The sequence below is a fragment of the Streptosporangium sp. NPDC050855 genome (assembly GCF_044456585.1).
GTDB lineage: Bacteria > Actinomycetota > Actinomycetes > Streptosporangiales > Streptosporangiaceae > Streptosporangium > Streptosporangium longisporum.
This window is the reverse complement of the sequence record NZ_JBITFY010000024.1, coordinates 13,920-25,933: the sequence shown is the minus strand read 5'-3', so window position 1 is coordinate 25,933 and position 12,014 is coordinate 13,920. Positions and strand designations below refer to the sequence as shown.

At 73.1% G+C, this 12,014-nt stretch carries 12 protein-coding genes and 1 tRNA gene; 5 read left to right on the top strand and 8 right to left on the bottom strand.

The window, feature by feature from the left end; all coding sequences use genetic code 11:
• Nucleotides 1-128 precede the first annotated feature (128 nt).
• On the top strand, nucleotides 129-536 hold the full coding sequence (locus ACIBCT_RS34655; RefSeq protein WP_399195977.1) for a hypothetical protein: 408 nt from the start codon (nucleotides 129-131) through the stop codon (nucleotides 534-536).
• A gap of 195 nt (nucleotides 537-731) precedes the next feature.
• Here the strand turns inward: ACIBCT_RS34655 and ACIBCT_RS34650 are convergent.
• Nucleotides 732-803, bottom strand: a tRNA-Val gene (locus ACIBCT_RS34650).
• A gap of 460 nt (nucleotides 804-1,263) precedes the next feature.
• Between ACIBCT_RS34650 and ACIBCT_RS34645 the strand changes: the two genes are divergently transcribed.
• On the top strand, nucleotides 1,264-1,680 hold the full coding sequence (locus ACIBCT_RS34645) for an SsgA family sporulation/cell division regulator (RefSeq protein WP_344903725.1): 417 nt from the start codon (nucleotides 1,264-1,266) through the stop codon (nucleotides 1,678-1,680).
• A 156-nt stretch (nucleotides 1,681-1,836) separates the two neighbouring features.
• Here ACIBCT_RS34645 and ACIBCT_RS34640 read toward each other — a convergent pair whose 3' ends face one another.
• The gene (locus ACIBCT_RS34640) at nucleotides 1,837-2,475 is read right to left on the bottom strand and encodes a DUF305 domain-containing protein (RefSeq protein ID WP_399195975.1); all 639 of its coding nucleotides are present in this window, start codon (nucleotides 2,473-2,475) and stop codon (nucleotides 1,837-1,839) included.
• A gap of 70 nt (nucleotides 2,476-2,545) precedes the next feature.
• Between ACIBCT_RS34640 and ACIBCT_RS34635 the strand changes: the two genes are divergently transcribed.
• Nucleotides 2,546-3,949, top strand: coding sequence for an LVIVD repeat-containing protein (locus ACIBCT_RS34635; RefSeq protein WP_399195973.1), 1,404 nt, complete (start codon nucleotides 2,546-2,548; stop codon nucleotides 3,947-3,949).
• Between the two features lie 18 nt (nucleotides 3,950-3,967).
• Here ACIBCT_RS34635 and ACIBCT_RS34630 read toward each other — a convergent pair whose 3' ends face one another.
• From ACIBCT_RS34630 to ACIBCT_RS34620, 3 genes are all read right to left on the bottom strand, one after another.
• A complete protein-coding gene (locus ACIBCT_RS34630; RefSeq protein WP_399195971.1) occupies nucleotides 3,968-4,858 on the bottom strand; it encodes a class I SAM-dependent methyltransferase in 891 nt (296 codons plus the stop codon).
• Between the two features lie 106 nt (nucleotides 4,859-4,964).
• Nucleotides 4,965-5,567, bottom strand: coding sequence for a helix-turn-helix domain-containing protein (locus ACIBCT_RS34625; RefSeq protein WP_399195969.1), 603 nt, complete (start codon nucleotides 5,565-5,567; stop codon nucleotides 4,965-4,967).
• A gap of 128 nt (nucleotides 5,568-5,695) precedes the next feature.
• Entirely contained in the window at nucleotides 5,696-7,291 is a 1,596-nt protein-coding gene (locus ACIBCT_RS34620) for a PLP-dependent aminotransferase family protein (RefSeq protein ID WP_399195967.1), read from the bottom strand.
• A gap of 47 nt (nucleotides 7,292-7,338) precedes the next feature.
• On the opposite strand from ACIBCT_RS34620, the gene ACIBCT_RS34615 reads away from it, so the two are divergent.
• Entirely contained in the window at nucleotides 7,339-7,791 is a 453-nt protein-coding gene (locus ACIBCT_RS34615; protein ID WP_399195965.1) for a carboxymuconolactone decarboxylase family protein, read from the top strand.
• Between the two features lie 107 nt (nucleotides 7,792-7,898).
• Complete coding sequence (locus ACIBCT_RS34610; RefSeq protein WP_399195964.1) at nucleotides 7,899-9,092, top strand: MFS transporter; 1,194 nt, start codon at nucleotides 7,899-7,901, stop codon at nucleotides 9,090-9,092.
• A gap of 90 nt (nucleotides 9,093-9,182) precedes the next feature.
• Here ACIBCT_RS34610 and ACIBCT_RS34605 read toward each other — a convergent pair whose 3' ends face one another.
• Genes ACIBCT_RS34605 through ACIBCT_RS34595 form a run of 3 tightly spaced genes read right to left on the bottom strand, consistent with a single transcriptional unit; the run spans nucleotide 9,183 to nucleotide 11,951 of the window.
• Nucleotides 9,183-10,013, bottom strand: a complete 831-nt coding sequence (locus tag ACIBCT_RS34605) for an aminotransferase class IV (protein ID WP_399195962.1) — start codon at nucleotides 10,011-10,013, stop codon at nucleotides 9,183-9,185.
• Nucleotides 10,010-11,059, bottom strand: a complete 1,050-nt coding sequence (locus tag ACIBCT_RS34600; RefSeq protein ID WP_399195960.1) for a chorismate-binding protein — start codon at nucleotides 11,057-11,059, stop codon at nucleotides 10,010-10,012. The genes ACIBCT_RS34605 and ACIBCT_RS34600 overlap by 4 nt, the downstream gene beginning before the upstream one ends.
• Nucleotides 11,052-11,951, bottom strand: a complete 900-nt coding sequence (locus ACIBCT_RS34595; protein WP_399195958.1) for a LysR family transcriptional regulator — start codon at nucleotides 11,949-11,951, stop codon at nucleotides 11,052-11,054. Before ACIBCT_RS34595 ends, ACIBCT_RS34600 begins: the two co-directional genes overlap by 8 nt.
• Between the last annotated feature and the right edge of the window lie 63 nt (nucleotides 11,952-12,014).

Genomic DNA, 12,014 nt, shown 5'->3' with positions numbered 1-12,014 from the left:
CACGGACGGGGCCGCGTGAAGGAGGGCCGGCCCGAACGCCGCGCTCATGATGCGGAGGTCCCGGGTCCGAGTCCAGGCGCAGGTACGTTCCGGCGCCGTCCGGTGCCCGTATTGGGCACGATGGAGCCATGATCGAACGCCCCGAGCCCTCCGACCCCCGCGACGACCACGCTCCGCTGCTGGAGACGGTCGGACTGCTGACCGTCTCGGCGGTCGCGATCACGCTGCTGACCCGGCTGCTGGGAGCGCAGGACGGCGACGGGGCCGGCTCGCTCAGGCTGCTGTTGCTCGGGCCGGTCGCCCTCGTCTTCTTCGAGGTGATGGTTCACGAGATCTGGTGGCGTCGCTGGTGGGGCGCGCTGCCCGGCGCGGTCGTGGGCCTGGCCGTGTACTTCGAGGGCCGTACCGCGCTGGAGGACGTCATCGGCGCCTCCTGGGCCGCGTCCCTCGCCTATGTCCTGGCCTGGGCCGGCTTCGGGGTGATCTTCGCCCTGGCCAGCCGCGTCCCGATGGGACGGCACGTCCCGAACTCGTAGCGGCCGCCACGGGCGCGGGCGCGTTCGCCGGTCGCTGCGTGCCGCCGCCACGAAGGCGGGGCCGGACGCGGAGAAACGGCGAGGCAGGGAGGCGGGGAAGCGGTCGTCGTGAGAGATGCGTCACGGCTTCGCCCGGACGCGGAAGAGCCCCCGGCGGGTGTCCGCCGAGGGGCTCTGACCTGGGTCTTGCTACTGTGGGCGATACTGGGATCGAACCAGTGACCTCTTCGGTGTGAACGAAGCGCTCTCCCGCTGAGCTAATCGCCCGCCCTGTGCGGCGCCTCACGGTGCCGACGTGGAAAACCATACAGCAATCCGGGACCGCTCGCGAAGCGGTTACGGCCCAAAAAAGATCTTGAGAACGACACGGCCGGGAGGCAAAGGTCCGAGGATGCATCCGGCGGAGGGCTACGGTGTCATAGCATCGTCCTGATCCGCAGAAGCACCGAACGACCCAGGCTCGACCCGAATCACCCTAGACGCCCCGCCGGGGAGTCGACGGTGACCAAAACGATACGCAAAACCCTTGCAAATACGGCCCTGTTGGTGATGTTTAGCCAGGTAGATGCCCAAATGTCTCGCTGTGATCTGTGTTACAGAAGGGCGTGGAGGCGGAATCTTTCCTACAGGTTCCTTCGTTCCGCGTGAGAGCTCACGCGGAACGAAGCCGTTCAGAGCAGTGAAAGCCCCGCAGAGGGGACCGACGACGAAAAAGGTTTGGCTGACGATGAACAGCGCCACCGTCTCTGCCGAGCTAGGCCTTCGGCTTGTGGTCCCCGACCGTACCACCGTCCCTCTTCTCGCCGGCCTGGGCTACACGGCCGGCGATCCGTACGCGATCCGCATGGCGTTCCATGTCGGGAACGACGAGCCGGTCGAGTGGATCTTCGCTCGCGAGCTGCTGACGGTGGGCATCGTGCGACGGGTGGGCGACGGGGACGTCCAGGTGTGGCCCGCCCGCGCCGAGGGCGAGCGCACCCTGCACATCAGCCTCACCTCACCGTTCGGCCAGGCCCTGTTCGAGGTGCCGCTGGCCCCGCTCACGGAGTTCCTGCACCGGACGTACGAGCTGGTCCCGGCCGGTCGCGAGACCGACTTCATGGATCTGGACGCCGAGCTGAGCAACATGCTCTGGAGCTCCTGACCCGCCACGCCCGCCGTGTCCGCCGGATGGCGGACCCGCGATCCCCGTCCCGGCATCGGCCGTGACGGCCGACGTGCGCGGGACCGTCGCTGGACCGTCACGGTCCCGCACGCCGCGCCCGTGTCACGCCGCGCCCGTGTCAGGCCGGGGCCCGTGTCAGGCCGGGGACGTGAGCAGCCGCCGCATCCTGGCGATCTCGATGCCCTGGCCGGAGACGACGTCCTTGGCCGTGGCCAGCATGGCCCGGTCGGCGCCCTCGCGGAGCTGGCGCCCGGCCATCGTGACCGCGGCCTCGTGGTGGGCGATCATGAGGGTGAGGAAGAGCGTGTCGAAGGCCGCTCCCCTGGCCGTCCGCAGCCGGTTCATCTGCTCCAGCGTGACGACGTCCTCGTGACCCTCCTGCCCCGCGTGCCCGTCCGGGGACCGTCCGGCCGCCCTGAGCCACGACGTCATGGCGGCGATCTCCGGACGCTGCGCGGCGGTGATCCGCTCGGCGAGCCCGCGCAGGACGGGTGAGGACGAGCGGGACGGCACCAGACCGGCCATCTCCAGCGCCTGCCGGTGGTGCGGGATCATGTCCTCGGCGAACCTCACGTCGGCCGCGGTGACGCGAGCCTCGGACTCGCCGAGGTTCTCGCCCGGTGCGGCCGTGCGCCCGGCCTCACCGGGCCCGCCCGGGATGATCACGGGCGCGCCGCCGTCGGCGACGAGCGGCGCCGCGCGCTCCGGCTCGGCCCCCGCGCAGCCGCCGACCGCCGATATCGCCATGATCATCGCGATAACCTGACCCGGCATACGCATCCTCCACATACCTTCAATAATGGGGCAAGTGGAACAACGTAATGGGGGCACCGTGCGACCGACCGTGGCATTCGGACTGGCAGCGCTACTTCTGGTGGCCGGATGCGGGGCGGATCCGGCCTCCTCGGCTCCACCGGCCGCGGCGGGCTCGTCCGCCCCGGCCGCTCCCGCGCAGAGCCCGAGCCCGGCCGGAGGGTCCTCCCGGACCCCCGCCCCGGGCATCTCCGGTGACGGCGTCCACAGCGACAACGTCACCCACCTGGCCAACGTCCCGCTCGGCGCGCCGCTCAACGGGCCGCAGGCGTGGGGCACCGACCTGGCCTTCCAGGGGGACTACGCGTTCGTCGGCAACTTCGACGGTTTCAGCATCTTCGACATCTCCGACCCGGCCCAGCCCTCACCGGCCAGCCAGGTGCTCTGCCCAGGCGAGCAGAACGACATCTCGGTGAGCGGGGACCTGCTGTTCCTGTCGATCGACTCCGCCCGGAACGGTCCCGAGTGCGAGGCCCAGCGCGGCGAGCCCGAGTCCGACGGCTGGGAGGGCATCCGGATCTTCGACATCAAGGACAAGGCCCACCCGAAGTTCGTCTCGGCGGTCCGTACCGACTGCGGCTCGCACACCCACACCCTCGTCCCGGGCGAGAAGGCCGACCGGCTCTACCTCTACATCTCCTCCCCCGGCCCCGAGCCCACGTCGTCGACCTGCCCGGCCCCGCACAACAAGATCTCCGTGGTCGAGGTGCCGGTCGAGACCCCGGAGAAGGCCAAGGTGGTCTCCACGCCGGCGCTCTCCGACTCGGCGGGACAGGGCGGCATCGGCGGCTGCCACGACATCACGGCCTACCCGGAGAAGAACCTGGCCGCGGCCGCCTGCTTCGGCGACGGGATCCTGCTGGACATCACCGACCGGGTCAACCCCACGGTGCTCCAGCACGTGAAGGACGAGGAGAACTTCGCCATCTGGCACTCGGCGACGTTCAACAACGACGCCACCAAGGTCGTCTTCGGTGACGAGCTGGGCGGCGGCGTGGCCGCGACCTGTGACGCCGACACCCCGAAGACCAAGGGCGCCAACGCCGTGTACGACCTCACCTCCGAGCGCAGGCTGGAGCTCCGCGGCTACTTCAAGATCCCGAGGGAGCAGACGGCCGAGGAGAACTGCGTCGCGCACAACGGCTCGCTGCTGCCGGTGCCGGGCAAGGACATCATGGTGCAGGCCTGGTACCAGGGCGGGGTGTCCGTCTGGGACTTCACCGACTCGACCGCCCCCAAGGAGATCGGCTTCTTCGAGCGGGGCCCCGTCCAGGGGGTCGGCGGTTCGTGGTCGGCGTACTACTACAACGGCCACATCTACTCCAGTGACATCACCAGGGGCCTGGACGTGCTCCGCATCGACGACCCGCTGACCGACCCGGCGTCCAAGGTCAGGATCAGGGAGCTGAACGCGCAGACCCAGGTGTCCTACTAGGGTCCGTGCGGGCGAGGATCAGGAGCGTGCCGCCCAGACGGTGCGCTCCGTGCGGACGACGAGGTCGTCGCGGCGCAGGATGCTGCCGGGGCCGTCCGTGTCGAGCAGCCGGTCGAGCGCGGCGAGGTCCGCGGCGTCGAGCGTCTGCGCGGCGGCGCCGCGGATGCGGAGCAGGCCGCCGAGCGCGTAGCGGCCGACGGCCTCGTCGTGGGGGCCCTCGATGTTCACGGTGACGGTGCGCTCGCCCTCGAGGGTGAATCCGGCGGCGACCAGCATCGGTCCCCAGTCGGCGCCGCGGTGGGGCATGCGCTCGGCGTGGAAGCGCTCGGTCGCGGCGTGGCAGCGGTCCTCCAGGCCGGGCCGCTCCTTCGGGGCGTCCTCGGGCAGGAAGCGGGGGAACCCGGCCAGCTCGACGACGGCGAGCAGGCCGCCGGGCGCGAGCAGGCCGCGGACGGTGCGCAGCGTGCGGACGGGGTCGGCCAGGTGGTGCATCGAGGCCGAGGCCCAGACCAGGTCCGGCGTGCCGAGGTCGGGCCAGTCGGCGGCGTCGAGGTCGGCCTGCACGGTGCGCACGCGGTCGTCCGCGTTCCGGGCGCACGCCTTCCTCCGCAGGCGCTGCAGGTGTCCGGGAGAGGCGTCGACGGCCGTGACGTGCGCCTCGGGGAAGCGGTCGAGGAGGGCGAAGGTTCCCGCCCCGGTGCCGGAGCCCAGGTCCACGATGTGGCGCGGGCCGGTCTTCAGCGGCAGCCACGCGACGATGGACGCGATGTGCTCGCCGAGGACCTCCGCGTCCAGGTCGAGGATCTCCGCCAGGTCGGTGTCGTCCTGCGGGTGGTGGTCGTGCCGCGCGTCGTGCCGCGTCCGGTGCGGCGCGTCGTGGCCGTGGGTGTGCGGGTGTGCGTTGGTCATGCCGTCACCGTAGGCCCGTTTTGCCGGTACGGCAGGACCGCTCCCGGTATACGCAAGATGTCGGCGCGCTGTGGGGCCCGACGCGCAAGACGCGGCCGCGTCGGCGTCATCCGCGGGTGCCGGAGGTGTCGCCGTCGCCGTCGTCGGCCTGGTGCCCTCGGCGGGCGTCCCGGTCGAAGATCCCTAGGATCTCGCACGGCCCGCCCTCGGCGCCGATGGCGTGCGGCATCATGGTCGGGAACTCGGCGGCCTGGTTGGTCTCGAGACGGAAGCGCCGGTGGCCCAGCATGAGGATCGCGGTGCCGGAGAGCACGACCAGCCACTCCCGGCCGGGGTGGGCGCGCATGCGGGAGGGGTTGTCGGGCGGCGGCTCGGTCACGCGCTGGCGTATGACGCTCATGCCGGGGTCGCTCTTGACGGGCCAGCGCATCCGGCCGTGGACGCCGTCGATCGTCGGGCTGGTCACGACGTCGTCGGCGGCGGTCTCGACGAGCTGGTCGAGGGTGGTGTCCAGGGCGCGGGCGAGGGTGACGAGCTGGTCCAGGGCGAGGCGGCGCCGGCCGTTCTCGATGCGGCTCAGCGAGGACTGGCTGAGGTTCGCGCGACCGGCCAGTTCCTCCAGGGACCAGCCCTGGGCGACCCTCAGGGCACGGATGCGTCTGCGGACGAGGCTCTCCATGTCCTCAATGTCTTGCGTCATGGACAACATCGTATGCCCGTGGTGCAAGCCGGGCGGGCCCCCACGCGCGACGGCGGTGGGGCCGCGGAGGCGTGCCCGACCGGCGGCACGCGTACCCGCGCCCGGCCGGGGGCTCGACCGGCGGCTCGGCCGGGGGCTCAGCCGGGGGCCGGGGGCAGGGCCAGGCACAGGGCCTGCAGCGCTCCGGCGAAGGAGTGCTCGGGCGGGGTGCCGTAGCCGATGACGAGCCCGTCGCGGGCGGGCATGGCGCTGCGGGGATGGCGGTACGCGCCGAGCCCGTCGAGGGCCAGTCCCAGTCGTCCCGCCGCCCGCAGCGCGTCCCGCTCGGTACCGGGCGGCAGGTCGAGGACGGCGTGCAGGCCCGCGGAGATCCCGCCGACCCTGATGTGCGGGGCCCGCTCCGCGAGGACGGCGAGGAGCTGGTCGCGGCGGCGCCGGTAGGTCGGCCGCATGCGCCGCAGGTGCCGGTCGTAGGCGCCGCAGGCGATGAAGTCGGCCAGGGTGAGCTGGTCCAGCGCTCCCGACCACAGCTCTCGGGGACCCTTGACGGCCAGGACGGCGTCGACGAGGCGCTCGGGCAGGACCATCCACCCCAGGCGGAGCGCGGGAGACAGGCTCTTGCTGGTGGAGCCCAGGTAGACGACGCGATCCGGGTCCAGGCCCTGCACCGCGCCGATCGGCTGGCGGTCGTAGCGGAACTCGCCGTCGTAGTCGTCCTCCAGGACCAGCCCTCCCGAGGCGCGGGCCCAGTCGACGACGGCCGCCCGGCGCTCGGAGTGCAGGGGCCCACCCGTGGGGAACTGGTTGGCAGGGGTGAGCAGGACGGCCCCGGCCCCGGTGCCGGGCAGCTCCTCGATCCTGGCGCCGCGCGCGTCCAGCCGCAGGGGCACCGTGTCCCGTCCCGCCGCGGTGAGCAGGGACCGGTGGAAGTCCAGGCCGTACGACTCGACGGCCACCGTCCCGTCCAGCACCTCGCCCAGGATCCTCAGGGCGTGGGCGAACCCGGCGCAGACGACGATCCGGTGGGGCGCGGTCCGCACCCCGCGGGCACGGGCGAGGTACTCGGTGAGCGCGACGCGCAGCTCGACGCGGCCGCGCGGGTCGCCCACGCCGAAGGCGTCGCTGGGGGCGGCGGCGAGCGCGCGGCGCGACGAGGTCTGCCAGGCCCGCCGGGGGAACGCCGAGGCGTCCGGGGAGGTGGGCATCATGTCGTAGGAGGGTCGGCGTACGGGCGGCGCGGAGCGGCGGGGAGCCTCGGACGCGAGCGGGGAGCTGCGCCGGGCCACGCGGGTGCCCGAGCCCTGTCGCGCCGTCAGCCACCCCTCGGCGACCAGCTCGCCGTAGGCCGCCGCGGCCGTGTTGAGGGCGACGCCCAGGTCCCTGGCCAGGCTCCGGTACGGGGGGAGGCGGACGCCCGGGGCCAGCCTGCCCGAGCCGATCGCCTCCCGCAGCGCCCGCATCAGCTGCTCGCGCCGGTTCCCCTCACCGGTGAGCTCCAGGTGGATGTCCGTGCCGATGCCGGTGCCGGTGTCCGGATCCGCGCCCGGATCCGCGCCCGGGTCAGGGCTCGGATCAGGGCTCGGATCAGGGCTCGGGTCCGGGTCCGGGTCACGGGTCGCGGCCGGGTCCGGGCTCGCGGCCGGGTCCGCGGCCGGGTCCGCGACCGGGTCCGCGGCCGGGTCGGGTGCGGGTGCGCCGTGGTCCTCCGGTGAATTGCACCATCGATCCGACATGAAAATGCACCATACCCTGGGGCTAATGTCCCCGTAGGTTTCTGGACATGACAGCAGTCGAGATCGCCCAGCGCATGAACTTCGCCACCGCAGCACCCGCCGTCTTCAAGGCCGTGTTCGCCCTCGACACCGCGGCCCGCCAGGGTCTCGACCCGGTCCTGGTCGAGCTGGTGCAGATCCGCGCCTCGCAGATCAACCGGTGCGCGTACTGCATCGACTACCACACCGGTGACGCCCGCAAGGCGGGCGAGAGCGAGGACCGGATCTACCAGCTCTCCGCCTGGGAGGAGTCCAGCCTCTACACCGCGAGGGAGCGCGCCGCGCTCGCCCTGACCGAGGCGGTCACGCGGCTGCCCGAAGGGGTCTCGGACGAGGTGTACGACGAGGCCGCCCGGCACTTCGAGGAGCAGGAACTGGCCCGGCTCATCGCGCTGATCTTCACGGTGAACACCTGGAACCGCATGAACGTCACCACCCGCAAGACCCCCGGCACCCGGTAGCCGGCTCTCCCCTCCCCCTCGCCCCTCGGGCGGTGGCCGGCTCGCGGGCCGGCCACCGCCCGAGGCGTGTCCACCCTCATCCCGCACCCGAACGGACGGATGGCGCAATGAGCGCAGTCACCACCGGCCCGTCCACCGCCACGGAGCCCTCCCCCCTGCGGGGCTGGCTCGCCGTGCTCGCGGTGACGCTGGGCATCTTCTCCCTGATGACCTCGGAACTGCTCCCCGTGGGCCTGCTCAGCCCGGTCGGAACCGACCTGGAGGTGTCGGCGGGCACCGCCGGGCTCATGGTGACCGTGCCCGGCCTGGTCGCCGCGGTCTCGGCACCGCTGATCACCGTGGCCACCGGCCGGGTGGACCGCCGGCTCGTCCTGGTCCTGCTCGTCGGGCTGGTCGCGGCGGCGAACCTGGCCTCGGCCTTCGCCACCTCCTTCGCCCTGGTCCTGGTGGCCCGGTTCCTGATCGGCGTCAGCGTGGGCGGCTTCTGGTCGATCGCGGGCGGCATCGCGCTGCGGCTCGTCCCGGAGCGGCACGTCCCGCGGGCCATGGCACTGATCTTCGGCGGCGTGGAGACCGCGTCGGTCCTCGGCGTCCCGGCCGGTACGTTCATCGGCGACCTCAGCGGCTGGCGCGTCGCGTTCGCGGCGGTCGGCGTCCTGGGCCTGCTCGCCCTGATCGGGCTGGTCGTCCTGCTGCCCGCCCTCCCACCGGTGCGGGCCATCACGCTGGCCGACCCGCCGAGGCTGTTCCGGGCCAACGCCGCCCTGCGCGCGGGCCTCGCGCTCACGTTCCTGCTCATCACCGGCCACTTCATCGCCTACACCTTCGTACGCCCCCTGCTGCAGGGCCGTGGCGTCGAGGACGCCCTGGTCAGCCCGCTGCTGATGGTCTTCGGCGTGGCCGGGATCTGCGGCAACTTCCTGGCCGGCGCCTTCGTCGCCCGGCACCTGCGGCGGACCGTCACGGCCGTCGTCGCGGCCCTGGTGACGGCCATGGCGCTGCTCGCGCTGGTCCCCGCGGGCACGGCCGTGTCGGCCTGCCTGCTGGTCGTGTGGGGCCTGGGCTACGGCGCCGTCCCGGTGACCCTGCAGACGTGGATCACCCGGGCGGCCCCCGTGGCCACGGAGGCCGCCTCCTCGCTGTACGTGTCCGCCTTCAACCTGTCCATCGCCCTGGGCGCCCTGTCCGGCGGCCTGGCGGTGGACTTCCTGGCCCTGACGAGCGTCCTGTGGATCGGGTGCGGGCTCGTCCTGCTCGCCCTGCTCCCCGCCGGGCGACCCGCGGAGGGCGTCGGCGACTGACGTGCGGTCCCGGGACCTCCGGCGATCTCCCGGGACCTCCGGGGATCTCCAGGTGTCCCCGGGGGATCTTCCGGGGTCTCCCGGGATCCCTCAGGGGTCGAGGTCCGCGGCCGCGCGCTCGGCGAAGACCCGCATCGCCTTGGCCGTGACCGGGCCGGGGGCCGCGGGCAGCACGGTCCCGTCGACCGCGCGGATCGGCTGGACGTCCCGGGTGGTGGAGGTCAGGAACGCCTCCTCGGCCTCGTACAGGGCCGAGAGCGGCAGGTCCTCCTCCACTCCCCCGCACCACTCCAGCGCGAGCGCGCGGGTGACCCCGGCCAGGCAGCCCGAGGCGAGCGTGGGGGTGACCGGCCGGCCGTCGCGTACGACGAAGACGTTGCTGCCGGTCCCCTCGCACAGGCCGCCCACGGTGTTCTGGAAGATCGCCTCGCTGCCGCCCCTGGCCTTGGCGTAGAACAGGGCCTTGGCGTTGTCGCCGTAGGAGGTGCTCTTGACCCCGGCGAGCACGCCGCGCTCGTTGCGCGGCCAGGGCACCACGGTCACGTCGGAGACCGGCGGGAACGGCTTCTGCTCGTCCACGATCACCACGGTCGTGCAGCCCTGGTCGCCCCGGTCGGAGCCGAGCGGCCCGGGACCGCTGGTGTAGGTGACGCGGACGCGGCCGAGCCGCCAGGGCGGGGCCTCGGCCAGGCAGGCGCGGATCCCCTCGGCGATCGCCTCGGTGTCGGGGTCGGGCAGGTCCATCCGCCGCGCCGAGAGCGTCAGCCGCTCCAGGTGGCGGGTGAGCGCGAACGTGGAGCCGTTCACGCACTTGATGGTCTCGAACACCCCGTCCCCGACCATCAGCCCGTGGTCGAAGACCGAGACGACGGCCCGGTCCGGGGCGAGAAGCGCTCCGTTGAGCCATACGGGTACGTTCATGGGACTCCCTCTGAGCCTGGTGTCGATGCGAGTGCGATGAGCCGGGACGCCTTCAGCTCGGTCTCGTCCCACTCCTGGCGCGGGTCGCTGCCCCACGTGATGCCCGCGCCCGTGCCGAAGCGGATCTCCCCGTCCGACAGCCAGAACGTACGGATCGCCACGGCCAGCGACGCGCGCCCCCGATCGGCGTCGACCCAGCCCACGGTTCCACAGTAGGGCCCCCGGGAGGTGGGTTCGAGCTCGTCGATGATACGCAGCGCCGAGGATTTCGGAGCGCCGGTCACCGAACCGGGAGGAAAGGTCGCCGAGAACAGCTCGGGCCAGCCGTACCCGGGTGCCAGCCGCGCCCGGACCGTGGAGACCAGGTGCACCAGGCCGGGGTGCTCCTCGACCTCGCACAGGGCGGGCACGCTCACCGAGCCGACCTCGGCGACCCTGCCCAGGTCGTTGCGGACCAGGTCGACGATCATCACGTTCTCCGCCCGGTCCTTGTCGCGCAGCCCGGCCGGGGTGGCCGCGGTCCCCTTGATCGGCCTGGACTCGACCACGTCGCCGTCCCTGGACAGGTACAGCTCCGGTGAGGCCGAGACCACGCTCACCCCCGGCAGGCTCACCGTCGCGGCGTAGGGCGCCGGGTTGCCGCGCGCCAGCCGCAGGGCCAGCGCGGGCAGGTCCGCCTCGCGCCCGGCGGGCAGCGGCGCGCCCAGCACCCGGCACAGGTTGGCCTGGTAGACCTCGCCCCGCCCGATCAGGGAGCGGATCTCGCGCACCCGCTCCTCGTACCCGGCCCGGTCCAGGGAGCTGCGCCAGGCCGACGGGCGCGGCCCGTGCCAGGGGCCGCGCGGCGCGGGCGGCGGGGCCGGGCGGACGCGGTCGAACCGGGCACAGGTGGCCTTGCCCTCGTAGTCGACCACGACGGCCCACCAGCCCTCGCCGTCCAGCGCTCCCAGGTCGGTGGTGACGTCGCGCAGCCCGGTCGCCAGGAGGCCGGGGCCCGCATGACCGGAGGCCGGGTGGCCGGTGACGTGCGCGAAGGAGTCATGCACCGCCCCATTGTCCCGCCTGCCGGGCCAGCAGCCTCACCAGGGTGCGGGCCGCGGGCAGCGGGGCGGGCGGCAGGGCGGCGTAGACGGTCCTGCGCGGGGCGAGGTCGCCGAGGGAGCGGAGCACCAGGTCGGGCGGGACGGCGTGCGCGGCGATGGCGGGCACGAGCGTGATCCCGAGCCCGGCCGCGACGAACCCGAACTTGCCCGTCCACTCGCCGATCCTGACCGAGGCGCGGGGGGTGAACCCGGCGCGGGCGCAGGCGGTGGCCAGGGCCGTGGTCCGGCCCGGCGGGGGCGCCTCGATCCAGGTCTCCTCCCGCAGCTCGCGCAGGTCGACGATCTCCCGTCCCGCCAGCCGGTGGTCGCGGGGCAGCGCGACGAGCAGCTCGTCCACGGCCAGCTCGATCAGCTCGGCCCCCTCCTCGTCGGGCAGGTCGGCCGGATAGTCGCTGACCACGGCGAGGTCGAGGCCGCCCTCGCGCATGCGGCGCAGCAGGCTCCGGCTGGGGCCCTCGACGGGGACCAGCTCGACGTCGGGGAAGTCCTCGCGGAACGCGCGCAGGGCCCCGGGCACGAGCGCGACGTTGGCGGTGGCGAACGCGCCCACCCGAAGCCGCCCCCTGTAGCCGCCGTGGATCCCGGCCAGCTCCTCCTCGGCCCTGGTCAGCCGGTTCAGCACCACCCGGGCGTGGTGGTGGAGCGCCTCACCCGCGGGGGTCAGCCGCACCCCGCGCGGCAGCCGCTCGAACAGCGGGCCCCCGGCGCGCTGTTCGAGGACGGCGATGCGCCGGGAGACCGCGGACTGGGTGTAGTTCAGGCTCGCCGCGGCCGCGGTGAACGAGCCGGTCCGGGCCACGGTGTCCAGCAGGCGCAGGCCCTCGACGTCGAACACATTCCCTCCTCGCATGGCTCACATGCAATCTAGTCGCTGGTGGAATGCCTCGGGGGTGCCTAG

Bases quoted from the DNA above. Each gene is read 5' to 3' on its own strand.
- ACIBCT_RS34605 (WP_399195962.1), bottom strand. From the start codon at position 10,013: ATGAACGTACCCGTATGGCTCAACGGAGCGCTTCTCGCCCCGGACCGG.
- ACIBCT_RS34630 (WP_399195971.1), bottom strand. From the start codon at position 4,858: ATGACCAACGCACACCCGCACACCCACGGCCACGACGCGCCGCACCGG.
- ACIBCT_RS34640 (WP_399195975.1), bottom strand. From the start codon at position 2,475: ATGCCGGGTCAGGTTATCGCGATGATCATGGCGATATCGGCGGTCGGC.
- ACIBCT_RS34620 (WP_399195967.1), bottom strand. From the start codon at position 7,291: ATGTCGGATCGATGGTGCAATTCACCGGAGGACCACGGCGCACCCGCA.
- ACIBCT_RS34645 (WP_344903725.1), top strand. From the start codon at position 1,264: ATGAACAGCGCCACCGTCTCTGCCGAGCTAGGCCTTCGGCTTGTGGTC.
- ACIBCT_RS34625 (WP_399195969.1), bottom strand. From the start codon at position 5,567: ATGTTGTCCATGACGCAAGACATTGAGGACATGGAGAGCCTCGTCCGC.
- ACIBCT_RS34615 (WP_399195965.1), top strand. From the start codon at position 7,339: ATGACAGCAGTCGAGATCGCCCAGCGCATGAACTTCGCCACCGCAGCA.
- ACIBCT_RS34610 (WP_399195964.1), top strand. From the start codon at position 7,899: ATGAGCGCAGTCACCACCGGCCCGTCCACCGCCACGGAGCCCTCCCCC.
- ACIBCT_RS34655 (WP_399195977.1), top strand. From the start codon at position 129: ATGATCGAACGCCCCGAGCCCTCCGACCCCCGCGACGACCACGCTCCG.